The organism is Arthrobacter sp. alpha11c (assembly GCF_054149985.1).
Map to the genome: position 1 here is coordinate 2,114,367 of NZ_CP196747.1, position 23,234 is coordinate 2,137,600.

Consider the following 23,234-nt stretch of genomic DNA (forward strand, 5'->3'; position numbering starts at 1 on the left):
CTGCTTGAGCTTCAGGATGAACGCGGGACAAAGTAGGTTTCCGCTTTGATCGGAATTACACCGCTGGGGAACAACCCGTCCGCTTGCGTGGAATACTGCCTGATCCGCGGGTGCTTGGATGACAAATCTTGTTCCCAAATCCACGGCTGGTACCCAAGGCGCGCCAACCCCGCCATATCCGGCGGCGAGACCAGATCATAGGGAAAGTCCGAGTAAAGGACCAGGTTTTCAGGGTGGCCCTCCCCGGCCTTGCGGGTGATGAGGTGGTCAACATGGCTACCCACACCTACGGGAACGAAGAGCAGTTCTGCCCTGGTCGCCGCCATTAGCTCGGCAACGTTGTCCTGGAGTTGCCGGATGAGCGCATTATCTCCCCGTGCTATCCGTCCGAGCGCGATGTCGAATCGATACGTCGAGTAGCGGTGCGTCAATTCCGGCAGGAGCTTGTTCCACGCGCCTTTGGCGAGCCGCGGTAAAGCTCGACGACGGAACAAGGCATCCACGGCGCCCATATGTACGAGCTGTACCCCCATGGCATCAAGGACGGCCTTGTCCTCTGCTTTGCGGGCCTCAAACAGTTGCACGCCATCCTCCAGCGTGGACTGGCGCACGAAAGAGCGGGCGGCCCGGGTGTGCGGTGCAGGGGAGGCTTCTGTGAACACAGTTGCCACGATGATCTCCCGTTCCTGCGCCTGCGCCTCAATAAGCGCGCCACAGGACAAAACCGCGTCATCGAGGTGGGGCGACAGGAACAGCCAGGGAGCGTCGCCTGCCAAGGATCGTTCGATTTTTGATTCAATTGCCATGCGGAGGCCCTCCTTGTGGATGAGGCCCTGTTGGAGCGGCTTCAGCAACCGCATTGCGAAAGGATGTGGCCTGCATTTCGGCGAGCCGGTCCCAATTGAAGCCGGAAGCAAACGACCTGCCTTGGGCCCCCACCTCCATCAGTCCATCCTGCGGGTATCTTCGAACGATCTCCGCAGCAAGGGCATCGACGTCGAACGCCGGAACCAACCAGCCGGCGGCGTCGGGGACAATCTCCCTCAAGCAAGGGATATCGAAGGCAATCACCGGAGTTCCAACAGCCAATGCCTCGATGGCCACCAGCCCAAAGGTCTCCTGCCTGGAGGGAACAACCACAAGCCGCGCATCACTCATTGCCTGGAATTTCTGCTCCCCGGAGAGCCACCCCAGAAGGCGTATCCGGTTGGAGAGGCCCCTCTCTTCGATGACAGCGCGAAGCTTGGCTTCGTCGGGACCGGCACCTGCAATCAGGAGCTGGCCATCGACGCGTCCACCACATTTTTCCCAGGCCGCCAACAACAAATCGAGACCTTTGCCACCGAATTCCAAGCGCCCGATGCACAGGATGTCCTGTCCGGTGCTTGGTTCGGGCTTCCACGCTGCGGGATCCACACCGTTGCCTATCACGTCCACGCGGACGTCCCTGTTCATGGCCGTCAAGCGGTCGGCTATTCCCTGCGATACTGCGATCATTCGCCCGTAGCGCCTAACACCCCAGCGTTCCACCCAGTGCAAGGGCAACCCGTATTCACGTGCCTTCTCACGCGCATGCAGCCACTGGACCAGGCCAATGGTGGGGCGCTTAGTCCAGAGTGGCGCAGCCATGCTGGAGAAGGGCGCGAAAAAGTCCTCCACCACCAGATCAACGGCTGCGCGACGCCGTCGAACCTCAAAGGGAAGCATCAGCACGTAGCCCAGGAGCCGGGTCAGCCTGTTCCGTCCATGGCCTATTCCGATTGGCACGTAGTGAACGCCGTCCTGCACACGCTCTGACCACCCGGGGTACCTGGTGGTCAGGACGGTCAACCGGAAGCCGTTCGCAGCCAGCCGGCGATCGACCTCGTGTGTCCTCACTGATCCCCCACCGGCGCCGGGCATGTCTGGGTCTTCGAACCCAAGATGTAAAACCCTCATGATCTTTACCGTTCTGTGCCATGGTCTTTGGACGGGAACCCGATATTCGCCGATGCAGCAACATCCAGGTCGGCTTCACGCACGAACCAGAGCGTCGTATCACCATTGGTGGGTCCCTCGGAAGTGAAAACAGGAGTTGCGTGCTCCTTTAGCCAACCGAGCATGGTGGGATTCGCGTAGCCGTATCCCTGGCTGGTCGGCAGCGACTGGGTCAGGATGTAACTTGCTCCGTGCTCTTTCATCAAGGGTGCTGATGGCCAGATTCCGAACCTGGCGTCATCCCTGAATATCAACTCGGCAGTGCTGTTCGTGACGCTCACGCGCCCATCTGCCGGGAGGTTCGCTTTGACCCACTGCCTCGCACTGGCAAAGCCATTGTCCACAGTGAGTGCCGTGCGCATACCAAGGAGCACCGCCAAGGCAACGAAGCATATGGACATCGCCGCGAGGGCCCTTCGACCCTTCGGATATCTCTCCATGAGCTCCACCACGGCCAGCACGGAGCACAAGGCCCCTGCCGCCATGACGCCATACCCATTTTGCTCTTCGAAGGTGCCGAACACAGCGCTGTAGGCACCAGCGACACCCAGAGCCAACCCTGCGAGTCCAATGAACCGGCGCCCTGCATGAAGGCTGAAGCACAGGAGGAGGCCCACTACGGGACACAGCGCCAGGAGGATATAACTCGTGCCGAAGTGACCGCTCTGTTCGATCAATCGGGACACGATGCTGGGCGAGCCTTCCGCCGTGAAACCCGTGTTCTCCTCAACCCCGGACATCCGAAGCAGCCCATTGCTTTTGGCCCAGATCCAATCGGGCATTTGTCCCTGCAGCGCTACCACAGCGAGGTAAGCGGCATAGGGAATGACAGTCGCCGCCACCACAAGCGCTGCCTTTCGCAAAGGCAGGGTTCTCTTCCACAACACAGCAACCATCACCGGAGCGATGGTGCAGATGATGAAGAAGTCCTTACAGAGAACGCCGTATCCCAAGAGCAATCCCGCCAACGACCAGCGCAGGATAGCGGTCATCTTCCTCGCGGGTTCCGGCGTTCCTATCAATACCAAAAACCCCGCAAGCACAGCTGCCATGGCAGAGGTCTCAAGGAAGGCATGGCTGTTGTTGCGCAGGATGAAAGGCTCGAAAGCAAGAAGCACGGCGCAGAGCCACGCGGGCCTGATACTGGCAAGCCTTTTGACAAGGAGGAACCCCAAGCCCACGGTCAATGCTCCGAGCGCCGCATTCAGCCACCGCAACTGCACTACGACATCCACAATTTCACCAGAGACGTTGAACAGCCTGATGACGCCGGCTTCGAGGAGGAAATAGCCGGGCGGGTGGAGGAAGAATGGCCCGTCAGGGAGCGTGGGAAAGTGGCCGGCACTGACAGACTCGCCCAGACGCACGTACAGCAACTCATCCACCCAGAGCTCAAAACCCTGTCCCAAACCGAGGGCGCGAACGCCGAAGGCTCCGGCAACCACAGCCAAGAACGGCATCCAGGTGCCCGTGAGTCCCTGAATTCGCCGTGCAACCTTGCTCCAGCCGGGCAACAAGCCACGCTGATGTGCCAAGATGGCAAAACCGGCAGCGGCTGCTAGGAGCAGCCATACAAACGTTTGAAACCCGCTGGCCACGGCCAGCACCACAACCAGTCCGGCTGGGTAGGCAAACCACCGCCAGGCCACACGTCCCGGACGCGCGGTGGCGGCAAGAACCGGATGAGCGATGAGCGCCAGGACCACCGAGGCCAGCACGGAACCCGCCGCTGAGCCCACTGCCATGCCGGCAACAGCATTCAGATGCCAGCCAGCCCACAACCCACCCACCACCAGGAAGCAAGCGATGCCAAGGCCTACCTGGCATCGCCGGTAGGCCCTCAGCGCGAGAAGGATTGTGGACAGTACCATCAGCACCGCGTAGCCAAGGCCAGCTACTGCCAACCATGGCAACAGTTCCAGGGAGCCATGATACTTCTGGGGCACAATCAGCCCGGCCAGCGCATGCGGTGCCGTCGCGATAATGACGAAGGCCACTACCGCCAGTTGCCCAAAGGAGGTGAAAGCGGCTCCAAGGATCTGGCGCACGTCCGCGCCTGGAATGCGTAGCAAGGGGAAAACCACCAAGGCAGTACCGGCCGCCACATACACCGGCCCCTTGGCAATTGATGCCAATGCTTGGAATCCGGCTGCCGCGGAAGATCCTTCGTCCAGAAACCCAACCACCACAACGTCGAGGCCAACCAGCACCGAAACTACGCACAGCACCGAGGCGATCTCGATGGTCTCCGCCCACCGCCACTTGTCCAGCAGAACCCGCGGACGCCAATGCAGGTCCCGATAGAAGGAAAGCGGCACGGCAAGCGGAGCTACTGAGCCCACAGCAAAACCGAGGACCGCTCCCCCTGCACCCCATGCGAGGACGATCACCAACACACTGAACCCGAGCCTGAGGACAACTTCGCCGATGTTCGTCACGGCAACCCAGGTGAAACGCAATTCACCCTGCAACCAACCCGAGGGCGCCGTCACGATGAAGATAGCCAGCGAACCCAACGCCACAGCGCCCGCGAGCGCTGGTGTGGCAAAGGCCAGAGTCACCATTCCTGTCACTGCGGCTGCCGCTGCTCCCGCCAGGCATGACACAAAAACCGAGAAGGCCATGCCATCCTTGCGTTCCTCGGAGCCTTCAGGATTGACAGCGACTACGTGGGAAAGCGGAAGCGGCACCAAGGCTGATGCAACAATCCCGACGATTCCCATCAGCATCGCGGCAGACGCAAAGTGCGTGTAGTCCGCAGTTGGAAGCATGTTGGCCATGAGCAAACTGCAGGCGTAACTGACTGCACCCACCACCCCGGCCGACATGGCCAGGAAGACGCTGTTTTCACCTACTTTGCTGTTTCCCCCGACTTTGCTTCTGCGTCGGGATGGCGTTTCCAAGCCACCGGACGTGGCTTCCTGATCCGTTTGAAGCAGGGTGTCAGCCATGTTCGCACCCCTGGCCGGTCGCGGCCGGATGCGCCCTACAGGCCATCAACGGCGTGGGCAGGCGAAGCAACGCTTCCAGGTCCGGCCAGCAGGACGCTCCGTCCGGCCGGTTGCAACTCAGCTGAGTCAACCCCGATCTGCTTCAGGACTGCGAAGGCTTCGAACTCGTCCCGGCCCTTCATCAATACCGAGGCCTGGCCTTCGCCCTCCCACACTTCATCCGTGGGGCGCAGTACGGCCCGGAGGTCGGTCCCTGGCGGTAATTCGAAACGAACCAGTGTGGACATATCGGAGCGGGAACTGCGTCCACCGATTGCCTCCAGGCTTTGCGTCTCTTCAAGGACAACGCCAGCCAGAAGTGCCGAACTCCGCTCCCACGTAAAGCAACGTGCCCACTCCTGGCATTGTGCAGAGAACTCCTGCGATGCCTGATGGGCGGCCAACGCCTCCAGGGCGGCAACCATGGCGCTGCCAAATTCCTTGGGCGTATCCACCAACCATCCTGTGCTGCCGTCTACCACGGAATCGCGGATGCCCGGAACTCGCAAGGCAAGGCAGGGAACACCCCAGGCGGCCGCCTCGATGACTGAACATCCCCAGCCCTCTGAGGCCGACGTGGAAGTAGTAAGCCATGCCCGGTTCAGCAGCCTGTTGCGGACCTCGTTGGGCTGATAGCCATGGAAAGTCACAACGTGGCTGAGCCCCAGGTCCATCGCAAGTTGCTGAAGGCGGCCTCGTTCGGGCCCATCGCCCACGATTTCCAGGCGCAGATTAGGGATACGGGAGGCTGCAACGGCAATCTGGCCCAGTAACAAGTCCAGCCGTTTGTGCGGCACCAAACGACTGACGACGGTAATGGTGGGCTCAGGAGCCCTGGGGCCAACCTCTGCGGGAACGTCAATGGTGCCATTGGGTACTACGTGAATTGGTCCGGAGAATCCAAGCTTGCGAAGTTCCAACCGTGTAGAGGGCGATACGGCAACAATGGCCCGCTGGCCATAGACAGCTCTTGCGCCGCGGCTTTCCAGGAAGCGGCCGAGGGCAGCCAAGGGCGGCGAGAATCTGCTGCGGAATTGTTCTTGGTGAACGTGGTGAATCAATTGAATGATGGGAGTCCCGGCTGGCATGAAGAGCGGAGAGAAGAAGGGGATCCCGTTTTGGCAATCCACCACAGCATCGTAAAGGCTGCCTTTTCGCACGAGCTTGAGCGCCGCGTGGGCATAGATTGCCAAGGGACCGCCAGCGCGTAGGATCCGGATGCCGTCGATGACGTCCTCCGCGGTCTGATTCGCTTCTCGCCCGGTAAACCACGTGACTTTGGCCCCGGCCTCTATCCATCTGCGGGAAATCTCGTGCATATATTGCTCGGCGCCCCCGGCTTGGGAATGCCCGACGTCACGCCAGTTCAGGATAAGTACGTGCTTTCCAGCAAGATGTGTTGGGGACATTGGGAAAGCACTGGTCATAGGATCGATTTCTCTAGTTGAAGCACGGAGGCAAAACTGGCGATTCCGTCGTGAAACGGCCGGAAGGTTGACGATTCTCCGTCAGTCCAGGCGACAGGCAGTTCGATGATTCGGGCCCCTTGGTGTTGCAGCCTCAGAAGCAACTCCACATCAAAGGCAAATCCCGTCGCGCGGCATTGGACCATGGCCGCCGTCAGCGAGGACCGCTCAAAAAATTTGAAGCCGCACTGGGTATCGAAGATGCCCTTCACTTTGGACTTGGTCAGTGCGCGGAAAGCACTACCACCCACGCGCCGTCCCAATTGTTGCGGCCGGACAAGGGTGGAGCCAGGCGCATGGCGCGAGGCAATAACTGCAGCAGCACCCTCTTCGAGGTGGGACATGGCAGCAGTCAGCGTATCCAACGGTGTGGCCAGATCCGCATCAAAGAACCCGGTGAAACGTGACGTACCGCTGAGGAGGCCCCTGCGGACAGCTGCCCCCTTGCCACGACGGGAACATCCGATCACGGAAATCGGGACGGTGCTTCCTGACTCGCGGCTTCCTGTCTCGCGCGAAATACGGCGGACTACAGCCCCGGTCTCGTCAACGCTGCCGTTATCTACAACCACGATCCGCGAAGACCAGGGCTGACTTGCCAGGAAATCGACTGCCTGCAGCAGGGTATTGGGAATTCGTCCGGCCTCGTTGTAGGCCGGAATTATGACTTCAAGATCAACCACGGAACGACGCAGTGAAGCCGCATGTCGCAGTGCCTGAAGGCCTCCCCTGCTGCCGATGTGCATACTGCGTGAGTGGAGCACAGCCATCTGAACCTCCGTATACGTGAAAACGCAAAAGTTCGCTTTCTCGTAAAGGGAGTGGGCACAGGCCGCGAGACATGACGCCAACTTGGCGTCCGGATCAAGGGGCTTGGATCACACCGCCCAATGCCGCCAACACTCCGGGCCAATGTTGCTGGGCCAGAGCCCAGCCCGCCGCGCCCATGCCCACCATGGCGTATCCGCTGACAGGAATCAGTACGAGCCACTCGCGCCGTGAACCTGCCCTGCCCAACAGCGGAATCGAAAAAGCCCCGTTGGCCCGCCAGATGCCACTGATCAGTGATTTCCGCAGGAATTTAGGTGGCTTGATGACGATCGGCCACAGCAACGGTACGCCACCCACGGTGATCATGTCCCCCACAATGTGGACCGCGACGCCCGTCAGCATTGACAGCGGCAACCATCCCCATTGATCCGGTGCGAACAACGTCACCAGGCCGGCCATCACCACAGCGAACAGCCAGTTGGTAATCCAGCCAGACTTCGGAAACAGGTTCAAAGCCTTGGCCGCCAGGTTGATCATGAACATGCACAGCAAACCAGCGCCGACGGAGAGCTTCCCAGCCGGTGTGACCATCTGAAATTGAGCTGCCATGGCCGCCAGCACTACAAAGGCCGCGGCTCCCAACAGCGAGTGAGTTCCTTGTCGGTGGCCGCCGCTGGCTTTCTCAATGCCCACCGCAATCACATTGGACAGCGGCGGCAGCGAATTCGCTATGGTGCTGTGCCGGTGGTCCCAGTCGCACACCAACGCTGTGCCCGCCGTCGCCATGGCTCCGATGAGGATGCCGGTGGAGTCCAGCGGGTACCAGCCCAGGGCGTAGGGCCCGGTTGAGGCAATAGCAATCCACGCCGCGGCTCCTGACGCGGCGTGGTGTCCTCCCATCATTCGGTTAGCCTGCCTTTACGGGTACATCTGAGAAGATCGCTTCGATCACGCTGTTGGCCCACTGGAGGATCTCGGCGTCCTGGAGATCACGGCCGCCGATCCTGGCCGTTTTGGGCTTGGGGATCAGCACGGCATCCAGGGCAGGCTTGACCTGGGAACCCGGGTACATGCGGTTCAGGCGCATGGTTTTGGACTCGGGCAGTTGCGCCGGCGAGAAGCGGATGAAGTTGCCTTGGAGCGCGACGTCGGACAGGCCGGCTTCGCGGGCCCCCACCCGGAAGCGGGCCACGGCGATGAGGTTCTGCGCCGGCAAGGGCGGCTCACCGTAGCGGTCCACGAGTTCGGCGAGGACCTCATCGATGGCCTCGTTGGTCACAGCGGCAGCCAACTTCCGATAGGCCTCCAGGCGCAGCCTCTCACCGGGCACATAATCATGTGGCAAGTGGGCGTTGACGGGCAGCTCGATCTTCATCTCGGCTGCCTTCTCCTCGGCCTCGCCGCGGTACTCGGCAACAGCCTCGCCCACGAGCCGGATGTAAAGGTCGAAGCCCACTCCCTGGATATGGCCGGACTGCTCCCCGCCCAGCAGGTTGCCGGCACCACGGATTTCGAGGTCCTTCATGGCCAACTGCATGCCGGCGCCGAGTTCGTTGTGCGCCGCCACAGCCTTGAGTCGCTCCAGTGCTACCTCGCCCAGCGGCTTTTCCGAGGGATAGAGGAAGTAGGCGTAGGCACGTTCACGGCCACGACCAACGCGGCCACGGAGCTGGTGGAGCTGCGAAAGTCCGTATTTGTCGGCGCCGTCCACAATCAGGGTGTTGGCATTGGAGATGTCCAGCCCGGTTTCGATGATGGTGGTGCAGACCAAAACGTCGAACCGTTTCTCCCAGAAGTCCACAATGATCTTCTCGAGGCGGCTCTCGGACATCTGCCCATGCGCCACTTCCACCCTGGCCTCGGGGACCAGCTCGCGGATCTGCGCGGCAATTCGTTCAATCGAGGACACGCGGTTGTGCACGAAGAACACCTGCCCTTCGCGCATGAGCTCACGGCGGATGGCCGCTGACGTCTGCTTGTTCGTGTAGGGACCCACATAGGTGAGCACCGGGTGGCGTTCCTCCGGCGGGGTTGCCAGGGTGGACGTCTCACGGATGCCCGTCAGGGACATTTCCAACGTACGGGGAATCGGCGTGGCGCTCATGGCCAGCACATCCACGTTGGTACGCATCTTCTTCAGTGCTTCCTTATGTTCCACACCAAAACGCTGCTCTTCATCCACGATCACCAACCCCAGGTCCTTGAACTCAAAGTCCTTGGACAGCAGCCGGTGCGTACCGATCACAACATCGACCGCGCCGCTTTTGACACCCTCGGCTGTCTCTTTGGCTTCCTTGCCGCTCTGGAACCGCGAAAGGGGTTTTACCCGCAGCGGGAATCCGGAGAAACGTTCGGTGAAGGTCTCGTAGTGCTGCTGCGCCAACAGCGTGGTGGGCACCAGGACCGCCACCTGCTTGCCGTCCTGGACGGCCTTGAAAGCAGCGCGGACGGCGATCTCGGTCTTGCCGTAGCCCACGTCGCCGGAAACCAGGCGGTCCATGGGGATTTCCCGCTCCATGTCCGCTTTAACCTCGTTGATGGTGGTCAGTTGGTCAGGAGTCTCCACGTACGGGAAGGCTTCCTCGAGCTCACGCTGCCACGGAGTGTCGGGTGCGAAGGCGTGTCCGCGGGAGGCCATCCGGGCCGAGTAGAGCCGGATCAGCTCTCCGGCGATCTCCTTGACGGCCTTGCGTGCCTTGGACTTGGTGCTGGCCCAGTCAGCGCCGCCCATCTTGCTCAGGGCAGGGGCGTCTCCGCCGACATAGCGGGTGACCTGGTCCAGCTGGTCCGTGGGAACGAACAGACGGTCCCCCGGAGCACCGCGCTTGGATGCTGCATACTCCAGGACCAGGTACTCACGCAGCCCGGCATCGGACGACGACGTACCGGTCACCTTGCGCTGAATGAGCTCCACGAACCGGCCGATTCCATGCTGCTCATGCACCACAAAGTCGCCTGCGTGCAATTGCAACGGGTCCACGGCATTGCGCCGCTTGGACGGCATGCGCCGCATGTCCTTGGTGGAACTGGCGGTGGCGCGGCCCAGCAGGTCCGCTTCGGTCAAGAGGCCCAGTTTGAGGCCGTCCAGGACAAAACCACGTCCGACGGCGGCAGTGGTCACCTCGATGATGCCCGGCTGCGGATCCTTATCCAGCGAGTCCACGCGGGCACAGGGGATATCGGCGTCGTGGAAAAGTTCAACGAGGCGCTGCGCTGGTCCCGGACCGTCGGTTACCACCACCAAGCGCCACTGCTCGCGGACACGGGAGCCAATGAAGTCCAGCATTTCCGCGACCTCGCCTTGGTAACCGCGCGGTTCCCGGGCATGGAGGTTCAGGACGTCGATGTCCAGCACCAGGTCCTCATCAGTCGCGAGCGACGTGATGGACCACCAGGACACGCCGTGTTCCAACGCGGCGGATCGGGTGTCCGTCAGAGAACGGAAGCTCGCGGCGTGCAAGTCAGTGGATGCCTGGGAGGACAGATCCAGAGGCGCCGAGCCGCCGTCGGACGCCGTTGACCAAGCAGCTTCCAGGAACTCTTCGTTGGTAGCAGCGAGGTCGTGCGCGCGGGTGCGCACCTTTTCCGGTTCGATGACCACGCTCAGGGACCCGGCCGGAAGTTGGTCCACGAACGGGACCATGGCATCCACCAGCACCGGGGCCAGTGACTCCATGCCTTCAACGGCGATGCCACCGGCGATCTTCTCCAGCATGTCAGCCGCGGCCGGCATATCGGCCTTGAGCTTGGCGGCACGGGACATGACGGAGGGCGTGATCAGGATTTCACGGCAGGGCGGTGCATGCAGTTCCGTGGGGTGGTGGATCCCGGGTGCGGACAGAGAGCGCTGATCGGCCACGGCAAACCAGCGCATCTGGTCAACTTCATCGCCGAAGAACTCCACACGGATGGGGTGGTCCTCCGTGGGCGGGAAAACGTCCAGGATGCCGCCGCGAACCGCGAATTCGCCCCGGTGCGTCACCATGTCCACGCGGGCGTAGGCGGCGTCGGAGAGGGCCCGGACAACGTCGGTGAACGAGCGTTCCTGGCCTACCTGCAGCGTGACGGGAACGAGGTCGCCCAAACCCGCAACAATCGGCTGGACCACGGCGCGAACCGGAGCAATCACCACGCGCAAGGGCGCCGCCGTCGAGGTTTCAGGGTGGGTCAGGCGGCGCAGGACGGAGAGCCTTCGGCCCACGGTGTCCGACCGCGGCGAGAGCCGCTCGTGAGGCAGGGTTTCCCAACTGGGGAAAGTGGCCACGGAGTCCGCGGGGAGATAGGAGGCGAGCGCCGCTGTCAGGTCTTCCGCCTCACGCCCGGTGGCGGTGACTGCCAGGACAACAGGCGTGCTCCCGGCTTCAGTACCTTGAGCAGCCAGGGCGTCGGCCATTTCTGCCAGCAGCACTGCCCGCATCCCGGTGGGGGCGCTGATCTGGTAGTCCGTGCTCCGGGCCGAAAAGGGCCGCTGAGCCTCAGTTCGGACGCGCGCAAAAGTCTTGTCCTCCGCCAGTGCGCGGCGCAGACCGTTGAGGCTCATGGCTGAAACTCCTAGGGTGGGTCCAAGGGCAGGCAACACAAATGCCCGGAAATTCGAATGAATGCCGGGTCATTCCAGCCTACCCCTCCCTCCAGCCCAGGAGTTCCGTTGCAGCCATCCCCAAACCAGTCATCTCCAGACCAACCTTCCAAGACCGTCCTCGTCACGGGCGCCACCGGTTACATCGGAGGCCGCCTGGTCCCCCGGCTTCTCGAGGCTGGCTACCGGGTGAAGGTGGTGGTCCGCTCCCCTCAGAAGATCGCCGACGTTCCTTGGCACGACGACGTCGAAATCATCACGGATTCCCTCTCCGACACTGGAAGCCTGGAGAACGCACTCCAGGGTGTGGATGTGCTCTATTACCTGGTTCACTCCATGGCTTCGGGCAGTGGATTCGAGGCGAAGGAAGAAGCCATGGCCCGGCTCGTGGCAGATGCAGCCACCCGGGCCCACGTCAACAGGATTATCTACCTCGGCGGCCTGCATCCGGAGAACGCGGAGCTCTCCACGCACATGCGTTCCCGCGAGACGGTCGGATGCGTCTTCCTCGAATCCGCGGTGGATTCCATCGTGTTCCAGGCCGGCGTCGTCATCGGGTCGGGTTCGGCGTCGTTCGAAATGATCCGCCACTTGGCCGATACCTTGCCCGTCATGCCGGCACCCAGCTGGGTTAATAACCGCATCGAAGCCATCGCCGTCCGGGATGTGCTGCACTACCTTGTGGCTGCTGCCACGCTCCCGGACGGCCTGAACCGGACGTTCGATATCGGATCCCGTGACGTCCTGAAGTACAAGGACATGATGAACGAGTACGCCGTGGAGCGGGGCCTGCCCCGCCGTTTGGTGATCGCCCTTCCGGTTCCGGCGCCCAAGCTCGCAGGTTTGTGGGTTGCACTGGTCACGCCCATTCCGCTGTCCATGTCTTTGCCGCTGGTGCAGTCACTGCAGCACGACGCAGTGTCGCGGGAGCACGACGTCGATCATTACATTCCACAGCCCGACGGCGGCCTGACACCCTACCGCCGTGCCGTCGCCTTGGCTTTGGGCAAGGAACGGGACGGGCAGGTGGAGACCACCTGGGCAAATGCCGGAATCGACGCCGACCCCCTCCCCAGCGATCCCGATTGGGCCGGTTACAAGGTCTTCCTGGACGAGCGGACCTTCCACAGCGACGCGAAGCCTGAGCATGTGTGGACCGTCATTGAGGGCATCGGTGGCAAGAACGGCTGGTACTCACTTCCACTGGCATGGCGTGTGCGTGGGTGGTTGGACAAGCTCACCGGTGGGGCGGGGCTGCTGCGGGGCCGCCGGCATCCGAAAAAGCTGGGCAGCGGCGAAGTGGTGGACTGGTGGCGGGTGGAAGCCATAGACCGCGGACATTTGCTGCGTCTCCGGGCCGAGATGCGGGCGCCCGGGCGGGCATGGCTTGAGTTGGCAGTGGAGCCCGACGCCGGCGGGAGCCTTTACAAGCAGCGCGCCATCTTCTTTCCACGCGGTCTGGCGGGCAGGCTTTACTGGCTTGGCGTGTACCCGTTCCACGGGATCATCTTCCCGTCGATGGCACGGAACATTTCTGCGGCGGCCTCAGCGATGCAGGAGAGCGTGCCACATGAAGTTCAACAACAGGCCGGTTCCGGCGTGGCCACGGACACCCCGTAGGATGTTGGGAGCTAAAAGAGCTTCACCACCAACATATCCACGGAGGACCCATGGCCCTGAGTGCATCCACCACCCTGCCGCACAGCGTTGACCGAGTAGCGGCCGTATTTGTCGACGAAGACTTCCTGCGTCACACGAGCGAACTGGTGGGCGGCTCCCTGGAATCGTTCACGATCGACGGCGACCCTGCCGGCGCCTTCAGCACCACCACGGTTCGCACGCTGCCCACTACCCGCTTGCCGGATATCGCCCGCAAGTTCGTGGGCGAGCGCCTGACCGTCACGCAGACCGAGCAGTGGGAAGCACCCGCAGCAGACGGCTCCCGCGCCAGCAAGATTGCCTTGAAAGTCTCCGGTGCCCCGCTTGATGTCACCGCCGTCCAGCGCCTCGTGGCTGAAGGCGCCAACACCCGGATCGAGCTTGAGGGCAACGTTTCGTCCTCCGTTCCGTTCCTCGGCGGCAAGATTGCCGATGCTGCTGAGCCGATGGTTGGCAAGGCCCTGAACATCCAGTCCCAGCAGGCGCAGGCCTGGCTCGAAAGCCACTAGCATGCAGCTCCCCGCCGTTCTGGGCTGGGTCCTGATCGTTGCCGGCCTATGGTCGCTGGTTGTATGGCCGCAGTTCCTGAAGCGCGTCATGAAGGACCCCCGGGCCCGCGACGCCGCAGGCAAGGCCACCAGGTTCCTCACAGTCCACGTCGTCCTGGTCTCCATTTCCATGGTGCTGGGACTCGCGACGGGGGCCATCGGAATTGCAGGCCTCGTTTCCTAGGTTTCTCCCAACTAAGTCGCAGCAGTGCGCGTTTTGAGAGCTCATAACGCGCACTGCTGCGACTCACTTGGGTAGAATGGACTTTGGTGTGCCGGGAAGTCTGGTCGGCGGTGTCTTTGCGATGCCTGCCCTTTGACCACTCGACCCACAGGAGCCCCCGTGGCCAAACAACCCCTGAACACCATTGTTTTCAGCCGCTCCAGCTATCCCGAGTACCGCCGGATCCTCTCGATTCTCCGGACGGAGACCGTGGGCGGCGCCCTCCTTTTGGCCGCCACGGTGATTGCGCTGATCTGGGCCAACTCGCCCGCCGCTGACGGCTACTTCGCACTACGCGACCTCAAAATAGGCTATGAACCCTGGCACCTGCAGCTAAGCCTGGGGCATTGGGCCTCCGACGGCCTGCTGGCCGTGTTCTTCTTCCTCGCAGGCCTTGAGCTCAAACGGGAGTTCGTCGCCGGGGAACTCCGCAAACCTGCCCGCGCTGTTGTACCCGTGGCCGCGGCCGTCGGTGGAGTTCTCATCCCCGCCCTGATCTACGTCCTGTTCAACCTCGGCTCCGCCTCGGAGACGCTCAAAGGCTGGGCCATTCCCACGGCCACGGACATCGCGTTTGCGCTGGCCGTCCTTGCCGTGATCAACACGCACCTGCCCGCTGCCCTGCGGACTTTCCTGCTGACTCTCGCAGTAGTGGACGACCTCATCGCCATCGGCATCATCGCTTTCTTCTACTCCACAGGGATCCAGCCGCTCATGCTCCTGGCAGCCTTGGTGCCGCTGGGCCTGTTCACGTTCCTGGTCCAGAAGCGGATCCGCAATTGGTACGTCCTGCTCCCCCTTGCCCTGGCCACGTGGGGTTTCGTCCATGCCTCCGGTATCCACGCCACCGTGGCCGGGGTGCTGCTGGGCTTTGCGGTTCCGGTCTTCAACAGCGGAAGAAAGGGCGAGCCGGCCCAAGGGCTCGCCGAGCACTTCGAACACCGGCTGCGCCCCTTCTCGGCGGGATTCGCCGTACCTGTCTTCGCCTTTTTCTCCGCAGGGGTGGCGCTGGGAGGGTTCGACGGCATGCGGGCCGCGCTCAGTGATCCGGTGGCCGTGGGAATTGTTGCGGCGTTGGTGCTGGGCAAGGCCATTGGCGTCTTTGGCACCACGTTCCTGGTGACCAAAACCACCCGTGCGAGCCTGGATTCCAGCATTGCGTGGATCGACCTCTTTGGGCTGGCCTTGCTGGCCGGGATCGGATTCACCGTCTCCCTGTTGATCGGCGAGCTAAGTTTCGGCGCAGGGTCTGCACACAATGACCACGCCAAGGTGGCCATCCTGGCAGGTTCGCTGATCGCGGCGCTGCTGGCCGCCGTCGTGCTCAGGGCCAGGAACCGGCGGTACCGCCTGGTTCAGGCAGAAGAACAACGGGACGACGACGGCGACGGCGTGCCTGACGTCTTTAGCCGCGCCTAGCGCCGGGCTGCCCCGCGACTGCCAGGCGAGCTCCTCGCGGCTGCTAGGCCGTTGCCTGGTTCAGCGCATCCTCGGCAGCAACCCACGAAATCATGGCGCATTTGACCCGGGCGGCGTAGCGGGCCACGCCTTCGAAGGCGGCAGCGTCTCCCAGAATCTCTGGATCCGCCTGCACCTTTCCACGCGAGCGGAGGACTTCACGGAAGTTGTCGATCACGGCGTGCAGTTCCTCTACCGACATTCCTTCGCCAAGGTCGGTCAACACCGAGGCCGACGCCATGGAGATGGAACAGCCTGCACCGTCCCAACTGATCTGCTTGACCGTTCCATCGGCAACAGCCAGGCGGAGCGTTACCTCGTCCCCACAGACCGGGTTGAGCTGGTGGGATTGGCCGGTTGACGTGCCCGTAGGGGCTTCCGTGTCCGCGAGCCCGCTGCCGTGCCGCTGCTTGGAGTGGTCCAGGATGATCTGCTGGTACAGCTGGTCAAGGCTCATGGTGCTGGTTACCCGTTCGTGGAAGTTTGTGGGAGCGGCTGCAATGTGGCCGCGTGGGTCAGGCCTGGAAATAGGCCCTAACGCCAGACACGGCGTCGAGGAAGGCATCGACGTCGTCCGTGGTGTTGTAAAGGTACGTACTTGCCCGGGTAGTAGCAGTCAGCCCCAGGCGGCGGTGCAGCGGCTGGGCGCAATGGTGGCCGACGCGGACGGCGATGCCGCGATCGTCAAGGAACTGGCCGACGTCGTGCGCATGGACACCGGCGACGTCGAAAGCTGCCAGCCCGATGCGTTCGGCCCCAGAGGCAGGACCCACTACACGGATGCCGTCGATGCCCTCAAGCCCCTTGACCAGGCGCTGACCTAACGTGGCTTCCCAAGCATGGATGCGGTCGATCCCGGTTTCGGACAAGTAGTTGATGGCAGTGGCAAGGGCAACCGCCTGGGAGATGCGCTGGGTTCCGGCTTCGAAGCGCTGCGGAGCAGGCAAGTACTCGGCGCGCTCCATAGTGACCGTAGTGATCATGGAGCCACCTGTGAGGAACGGCGGGAGGACGTCCAGGAGTTCCTGCTTGCCATACAGGACGCCGACGCCCGTGGGAGCCAGCATCTTATGGCCCGAGAACACCGCGAAGTCAACGTCCAGGTCCTTGACGTCAATGGGCATGTGAGGAACTGACTGGCAAGCATCCAGAACCACCAACGCACCCACGCGTCGGGCGAGAGCCACGAGTTCGGCAACCGGGTTGATGGTTCCCAGCACATTGGAGGCGTGGGTGAAAGCCAGCAAGCGGGTCCGCTTCCCCACGATCTCTTCCGCGGCGTCCAGGCGAAGGCTGCCGTCATCGGTGATGGGAATGTACTTGAGCGTGGCTCCAGTCCGGAAAGCGAGCTCCTGCCAGGGGATCAGGTTGGCGTGGTGCTCCATCTCCGTGACCACGATTTCGTCCCCGGGGCCGATAGCCAGCTCTTTCAACGCCGAACTGCCACGGCCCTGCGCAGCCCACAAAGCGGCGTTGGACAACGCATAGCTGATGAGGTTCAGGCCCTCCGTGGCGTTGGACGTCCACACGGTTTCCTCGTACTGGGCACCAATAAAGTCCGCGACAGTTTGGCGGGCGTCCTCAAAGACCTCAGTCGCGCTCACTGCAAGTTGGTGTGCGCCACGGTGTACCGCGGCATTGCGTTGCTCGTAGAACTCCTGCTCGGCCTCGATAACGCTCAAAGGGTTCTGCGATGTGGCCCCGGAATCGAGATAGATCAACGGCTTGCCGTTGACCAGTTGGTCCAGGACGGGGAAGTCGTTCCGGATCCGCAGCACCTCCGCATTGTCCATGGCAGGAACCACGGACTGCTGCAGTGAGGCGGGAGTTGATACGACTGTCAAGGGGCGCTCCTTGGAAATCCTTCAGGGACACTCAATTATCCCACGGCGCGACGTCCCCGGAGATGTGCCGTACAGCACGTCAGTGTCTGCAGTATTTCAGTGGCACACAGTACTTCAATGACCTGCAGTACCCGGCAACCATCCCAGCGGCGGAGCAACATCGCTGTCGAAAGCCCCGTGCAGCCGCTCCATCAGGCTCCAGGCGCGGCGGCTCGCCGCGCTGCGGGTCCTTGCTTCATAGCCACTGGCCGCCCGCGCGTAACAGAGGGCAGCCTGTGAGAATTGCCGGTCCCCGGAAAGACTCTTGCCAGCGGATTCGAGCACCTTGGGATCGTTGCCCAGCAAAGCCGATGAGAACGTTCCTGTCGCCGCGGCGCCAGCGCCCCGCAACGAGGCGGCAAGCTCACTCAGGCGGCGCTGCACCACAAGGTCCTCGACGGCGGACCTGCTTGCGTTGAGCATCATGAGGGACAACGCCTCGGCTTCCATCAAAGGACTTTGCTGATCGTGGAATGCCTCGGCTACCGCAAACAAGTGGCCGGGATTGCGCGAAACCCTGTCCTGGGCCGCCGCCACGAACAGGGCGCTGAGCTGGGGCAACAGGCCTTTGTCAGACAGGCCGGCAGGGATTTCGGTGGCTGCGTCCTTTGCCGCCACCAAGCTTTGCTGCACCCTTGCCATGGCCTGCTCCGAATCACCGCACAGCGCCGCGGAGTACCCCAGCATCGCTGATGCCAGCTGCAGAACCGGCGGCAGGCCGGCGTCGTGCAGTTCAGCCACAACGGGTTCCAGCGTTCGCAACGCGGCACGGGGAAGACCCTGGCTGAGCTGCGCATATCCCCGCGCTACGTCCAGGCACCAGGCCAGGTGCGCTGGCACCGCATAAGCCCAGGGGCAATCCAGGAGGGCGTCCACCTGGCTCCATGACAGGTTATGCCGCAGGCAGACCACGTGGCGGAGCAGTACACCTGGCCGGAACATCTCCAGCGCGGGGTCGGCGCCGATGGCGGCCATGGCCGCGGAAGACTTTTCCAGCGCTTGGGGAGCGTCCCCGGAAAGCAGGAGTTGTTCGGCCTTGTGGACATTCCACATAACCCGGTCGGCTGGATCCGACGGTTCCTCCGGCCCCTGCGCCCCGCCGTCGGGCCTTGGCGGCATGGGTGGGGCCGCTCCCAGGAGGCTCAATGCCATCAACCGACGTGCAGCCTCGGCTTGCACCTCCGCCTGCGATCCTGTGCCCACCAACTCGCGCAACTCCGGTGCTGCTTCCTTGAGCTGGCCCTCGGCAATGAGTGCCCTGGCACGGAGCATCCTGGCTTCATCCCGGTGCCCGGGACCGTTGATGCCCACGGAAGCCCTGATGGCCAGCTCAGCGGTGGACGGTTTGTCAGCGGCGGGGGCCGCGGCCAGGATGAGTTCGTCGGAGAGGCTCAGCCCGCAATCGAGGGTCCACGTCATCCACCGCAGCATGGCGGGTGCGGAATCCGCCGTGAGTCCCGGCTCCTCGATGCCAAGCCGGAGCGCCGTGCTGCGCGAGCGGGGAACGGACAGCCGGATGCCCTCGCCCCTCAGCCATGAACTCGTTCGGACAAGCGGCGGCCTTCCGGGCACCACCCTGATGTGGTGTGCGTCAAGAAGGTGTTCCACGGCTTTCTGGCCGAAGCTGTGCTCAACAACATCCAGGGCCAGAGGCTCGGCGAGCGCAATGACCTCCAACGCCTTCAGTTCTTCAGCAGCATGGTGGGAGATATCGGCCCGGACGTGCTCAACCACCCCGGGCCATTGGCAATGTGCCCGTACGTCGATGGTCCAGTAACCGTCGCGCTGCACCAGGAGGTTGGCGTTGCGTGCATCCTGGATCGCGAGGCAAAGGAGTCCCACGTTGAACCCGCACATCGCCGCCAGAAGACTGCTGGCGCGTCTTTGAACCTTTCCGCCCAGTACGTCCTCGCACAGAGCCTGTGCCTCACTGAACGTGAAGGGAGCCAGGAAGTACTGCTCCAGGAAGCCGTCTTCCCACAACTGGTACAGATCCGGCGGAAGCGGGCGGCGGCTGTCGGCCGTAGCTACCAAGGTGGCTCCGAATCCCGGCATCAGCTGCAGCAAAACCGCCAGGGACGCCGGGTCAACGAAGTGGATGTCGTCCACGAGGAGGACCAGTGGAGGCCGTTGAGGTTCGGGGTGACGCTTGCTTCGACGCCGTGCAACCGGTGGCGTGTACAGGTATTCTGCTGGACCGAGGCTTTGGGTGAGCGCCCGCAGGACATGAAGTCCCGGGAGTCCCGTTTGTTCGCCTGAGGGCTCTACTGCGGCGCTCAACGCACCATAGACGGTTGCCTGGAGTTCCGGTTTGCCGGCGAAAGTGCGGACGTCCATGGAGTCTGGTAGTCCTGCTTTGATGGAGAGCAACAAATGGCTCTTTCCAGATCCCCTGTCGCCGATCACAACTATGCCGTTGGTGGAAGGAGAGGGTACTGCCGCGAGGATCAGATCCAGGATCTGCTTCCGGTCCGGGAATGTTGACGGCCTCAGCCCGACTGTGACACTGTCTTCGTCCAGCCAGGGATCCGGCAACATGCACACTCCAATAGCAGCAGTCCCTTGGTCCGGGAGAATTTAGGCTTCCGCGAGTTTGCGGGATCCCTGGCCTAGAAGCCGGCGACGGCTGGGGGGAGAGTCTCGGTCTCAGAAGACTCTGTCGCCGCCGGCTTCGTCCAGGGCCGGACCGCCTCTCGGCGGCCGGAGCACCGGCTCAAAGAGACCACCGATGCGGTATTTCGATTCGGAATTCGGGGGATGCTTGGGGCTTTCCTTCCTTCCAAGATCAGTTAACCGCGTGGCGGAAACCAGAACACCAGTAATCGGTACTCGATTAGTAGGGCGGTTTCCGGGCCCCGATACTCTGTTGTACTCAGTCCCTTGGAGGGGCACTACTTGGTCCCGGCAAGCTTAGGGCGCGGGTTACTCCATTGATTGGTGGAAATCGGTGCAAAACGGCGCCCACGTGGTGTTTGCGGGCGTCCGGGGCTACTCAAATGGCCGCGCGTCAATTGCGGACAGCAGCCCCAAGGTCCTCGCGCCGGCGGATGCCCAGCTTGGCATAACTGCGGTACAAGTGGCCCTCCACTGTGCGGACGGAGACCATGAGTTTCTCTGCGATCTGCCGGTCAGTGAGTCCGGAAACGGCCAGCGCCACAATATCCTGCTCCCGCCGGGTCAGGGGCACGGAACGGTCTACCTCGGTGTGGGGGTCGTGGAGCTGTGTGTCGCCAAGGCTGGCCTCGCTGACGTCGCGCAGCACTGCCGCCTGACGCGCCTCCGGCCGTTTGCCCTCGGCATCAAAGGCGGTGGCGGCCTTGTCGAAAGCTGTCGCCGCCGGCCCTGGCATGCCTCCAGCGGCCAGCAGATTGCCCGCATTGACGAACGCATCGCCGGCGCCATCCACCTGCGCGGTCGCCAGCATGTGCCAGCCGCCTGCCCATGCCCCAGCCATTGACGATGCAGTTTCCCGGATCGCTGCCATTACGTGCTGGTCGCCCAGCTCTGCCCTGAGGACCAGATTCTGGAGCAGGACGCCCGGGAGTTGATGCAGATGCGTGGAATCAGGGAGGTTCCGCAGTTTCTCCAGCCCTGTTCCTTTATTCAGATGCTCCTTGGCTGCCAAAGTGAAGATCTCAGCCAGGGCTTCAACATAGGCGCCACCGGCAGCCGGGACCACCACTGTATCCACGGACAGGCGTTGGGCCAGTTCGTTGTTTCCTGACCTGGCGGCAGCATAAAACGCCAGCGCGGTGCCCAGACGGCGCAACCTCTGCGGGTCCTTCACACGGAGGGCCTCCACCGCGGGAGTCAGCACAGCGGTGGCCTGTTCCAAACGTCCCTGCCGGAGCAAGGACAGTCCTTTGAGCGCCTGGATATCGCCACCGAACGTTATTAGCCCCATGGCGGAGCTGGCGGCGTAGCGGTTCAGGGCGGTCTCGGCTGCCGCCCAGTCCCCCGACTCCAGCGCGGCCAAGGCATAGCGGACCAGGATGAAGTCGGTGAAGTACAGGAGGTCGTCATGGTGTTCATCCAGCAACACCAGCGCTTCCCGGCCCATCTCCAATGCCTGCACCGCCTGGCCCTCCACCATCAGGAGCTCGCATTGCATGGCCAACAGGAAAAGCTGGTTCATGACGAAATCCGGCTCGTCCACGGCAAGACCGGCCTGGAACGTGGCAAGTCCCTCACGAAGCTCTCCATAGCGGCCGTCATGGGCCAGCGCCGCCAATTCCAAAGCTGCCGCATGGCGTCGGATCTGCTGAACCACAGAATCCTGCGCGTTGCGGCCCGCCACCAGTGCGTCGGCAGCAGAGTGGGCGTCGGCCAGGATGTCACCCGAGCTGTCTCCCATTGCGGACCTTGCAGCTCCCCACAGCAGTCCGGCGCCCAAGGGCCCGGAAGGATCGGCGTCCAGGAACCCGGCATCTTCCCCGAGCAGCTGCACGGCACTGCGGTAGTCGCCGTCGTTGTATTTGACCATTGCCATCACGGCGCGGGCACGGGGGCGCAGCGCTTCGGAGCGAACTTTGGCAGCGGCCTCCAGCGCGAGTGGATTCTGCAGGAGTTTTGCGGCGAGGAACGCCGCCCGCAGCAACTGTTCGTCGTCGACGTCGGCACCACAGTCCAGCGCCCAACTCACCATCCGGAGCAGACCCTCCGCCGTGGATGGCTCCGCGGGCAGGTGCTGCACCATACGCTGGCGGATCTGGAGGCTACGGGCGGGCGAAACGATGTGGCGAAGCGCCTCACCATACATCGGGTGCCACATTTTCAGTGGACTACCGGCGCCATTAGTGGAAATCACGAGCCGGTTGTCCATCAGCGACCGCAGCGTATCCCTGCCCACCAGCGCGTCGAGTACGGCGGCGGGGACGGGTTCGGACAAGGCGATGATGTACATCGCCTCCCGTTCAGCCTCGCTGGTTCGCAGGACTTTGTTCCGAACCACTTCAGAGAGGCCCTCGCCGGTGCCGGAGAGGGCCCTCGTGAGGAACCAGACCCCATTTCGACGCACCAGGTTTCCGTCAGCTTTTGAGTCTTCCAGGAGGCAACGGAGCAGCAGGGGGTTGCCCTCCGAAACCGAATGCAAAACATCTGTGGTGCTTGCCATGACCGATCCGCCCAAGGTTTTCCCGGCGAGCTCGGCCACTTCTTCCTTTTCCAGGGGATGGAGCTCGAAGCGCTCTGCCAGGCCGTCGTACCAGAGCTGGAGCAGGGCAGGAGGAAGTCCTGGCCGTGGCCTGCTGGTCGCCACGAGCCTCGCCCAGCCAGCCGTCACCAACTCGGCCAGAATCTGTGTGCTGGCCTCGTCGAGGTCATGGGCGTCGTCTACAACCAGAAGGAGCCTTGCACCTTCGCTTCCGCGCCTTTTCTCGAACTGGGACCAAAACTCGCGGAGGATCGCCACCGGGGAGGTGGCCTGTTCCACAGGCAGGTCCAGGAGATAGGGCGCCAGGACACCGAAGGGAACAGCGGACAGGGCGGGACTTCCATGGATCCGCATCACCACCATTTCGCTGGCCAAGCGGGCGGCGATCTCTGCGGCCATGGCCGTTTTGCCAATGCCGGGATCGGCAAGGAGCAGGACGGCTCCCGCCCCCTCCTGCCTCAATATTTCAGTCGCGAGGTCCAACTCCGCGTCCCGGCCAACAAGGTACTCAGCCTGCATGGGCACGCA

Annotated in this window: 15 protein-coding genes; 4 read left to right on the plus strand and 11 right to left on the minus strand. The window is 62.8% G+C overall.

Going from position 1 to position 23,234, the window contains the following annotated elements; genetic code table 11:
• Window positions 1-11 precede the first annotated feature (11 nt).
• From ACTAQJ_RS09635 to mfd, 7 genes are all read right to left on the minus strand, one after another.
• Window positions 12-806 (minus strand): PIG-L deacetylase family protein, encoded by a 795-nt coding sequence (locus ACTAQJ_RS09635; RefSeq protein ID WP_498701831.1) that lies wholly within the window; start codon window positions 804-806, stop codon window positions 12-14.
• On the minus strand, window positions 796-1,938 hold the full coding sequence (locus ACTAQJ_RS09640; RefSeq protein WP_498701832.1) for a glycosyltransferase family 4 protein: 1,143 nt from the start codon (window positions 1,936-1,938) through the stop codon (window positions 796-798). Before ACTAQJ_RS09640 ends, ACTAQJ_RS09635 begins: the two co-directional genes overlap by 11 nt.
• Window positions 1,939-1,943: 5 nt before the next feature.
• The gene (locus tag ACTAQJ_RS09645) at window positions 1,944-4,928 is read right to left on the minus strand and encodes an oligosaccharide flippase family protein (protein WP_498701833.1); all 2,985 of its coding nucleotides are present in this window, start codon (window positions 4,926-4,928) and stop codon (window positions 1,944-1,946) included.
• A 35-nt stretch (window positions 4,929-4,963) separates the two neighbouring features.
• Window positions 4,964-6,376 carry a glycosyltransferase family 4 protein gene (locus ACTAQJ_RS09650; RefSeq protein ID WP_498701834.1) on the minus strand — a complete coding sequence of 471 codons (1,413 nt, stop codon included), beginning with the start codon at window positions 6,374-6,376 and terminating at the stop codon, window positions 4,964-4,966.
• A 14-nt stretch (window positions 6,377-6,390) separates the two neighbouring features.
• Entirely contained in the window at window positions 6,391-7,203 is an 813-nt protein-coding gene (locus tag ACTAQJ_RS09655; RefSeq protein WP_498701835.1) for a glycosyltransferase, read from the minus strand.
• Between the two features lie 94 nt (window positions 7,204-7,297).
• Window positions 7,298-8,107, minus strand: coding sequence for a metal-dependent hydrolase (locus ACTAQJ_RS09660; RefSeq protein WP_498701836.1), 810 nt, complete (start codon window positions 8,105-8,107; stop codon window positions 7,298-7,300).
• Between the two features lie 4 nt (window positions 8,108-8,111).
• Window positions 8,112-11,744, minus strand: coding sequence for a transcription-repair coupling factor (gene mfd, locus ACTAQJ_RS09665; protein WP_498701837.1), 3,633 nt, complete (start codon window positions 11,742-11,744; stop codon window positions 8,112-8,114).
• Between the two features lie 57 nt (window positions 11,745-11,801).
• Here mfd and ACTAQJ_RS09670 point away from each other — a divergent pair, with 57 nt between their 5' ends.
• From ACTAQJ_RS09670 to nhaA, 4 genes are all read left to right on the plus strand, one after another.
• Window positions 11,802-13,403, plus strand: a complete 1,602-nt coding sequence (locus ACTAQJ_RS09670) for an SDR family oxidoreductase (RefSeq protein WP_498701838.1) — start codon at window positions 11,802-11,804, stop codon at window positions 13,401-13,403.
• 50 nt (window positions 13,404-13,453) lie between these two features.
• Window positions 13,454-13,951, plus strand: a complete 498-nt coding sequence (locus tag ACTAQJ_RS09675) for a DUF2505 domain-containing protein (RefSeq protein ID WP_431119148.1) — start codon at window positions 13,454-13,456, stop codon at window positions 13,949-13,951.
• Window position 13,952: 1 nt separating this feature from the next.
• Window positions 13,953-14,174 (plus strand): SCO4848 family membrane protein, encoded by a 222-nt coding sequence (locus ACTAQJ_RS09680; protein WP_498701840.1) that lies wholly within the window; start codon window positions 13,953-13,955, stop codon window positions 14,172-14,174.
• A gap of 159 nt (window positions 14,175-14,333) precedes the next feature.
• The gene (gene nhaA, locus ACTAQJ_RS09685) at window positions 14,334-15,632 is read left to right on the plus strand and encodes a Na+/H+ antiporter NhaA (RefSeq protein ID WP_498701841.1); all 1,299 of its coding nucleotides are present in this window, start codon (window positions 14,334-14,336) and stop codon (window positions 15,630-15,632) included.
• Window positions 15,633-15,675: 43 nt separating this feature from the next.
• Here the strand turns inward: nhaA and sufU are convergent, their stop codons facing one another.
• From sufU to ACTAQJ_RS09705, 4 genes are all read right to left on the minus strand, one after another.
• Window positions 15,676-16,128 carry a Fe-S cluster assembly sulfur transfer protein SufU gene (gene sufU / locus ACTAQJ_RS09690; RefSeq protein WP_223936373.1) on the minus strand — a complete coding sequence of 151 codons (453 nt, stop codon included), beginning with the start codon at window positions 16,126-16,128 and terminating at the stop codon, window positions 15,676-15,678.
• 58 nt (window positions 16,129-16,186) lie between these two features.
• The gene (locus ACTAQJ_RS09695; protein WP_431119142.1) at window positions 16,187-17,515 is read right to left on the minus strand and encodes a cysteine desulfurase; all 1,329 of its coding nucleotides are present in this window, start codon (window positions 17,513-17,515) and stop codon (window positions 16,187-16,189) included.
• Window positions 17,516-17,629: 114 nt separating this feature from the next.
• Window positions 17,630-20,092, minus strand: coding sequence for an ATP-binding protein (locus ACTAQJ_RS09700; RefSeq protein WP_498701842.1), 2,463 nt, complete (start codon window positions 20,090-20,092; stop codon window positions 17,630-17,632).
• A gap of 469 nt (window positions 20,093-20,561) precedes the next feature.
• Window positions 20,562-23,225: an AAA family ATPase gene (locus ACTAQJ_RS09705; protein ID WP_498701843.1), complete on the minus strand. Its 2,664-nt coding sequence runs from the start codon at window positions 23,223-23,225 to the stop codon at window positions 20,562-20,564.
• Between the last annotated feature and the right edge of the window lie 9 nt (window positions 23,226-23,234).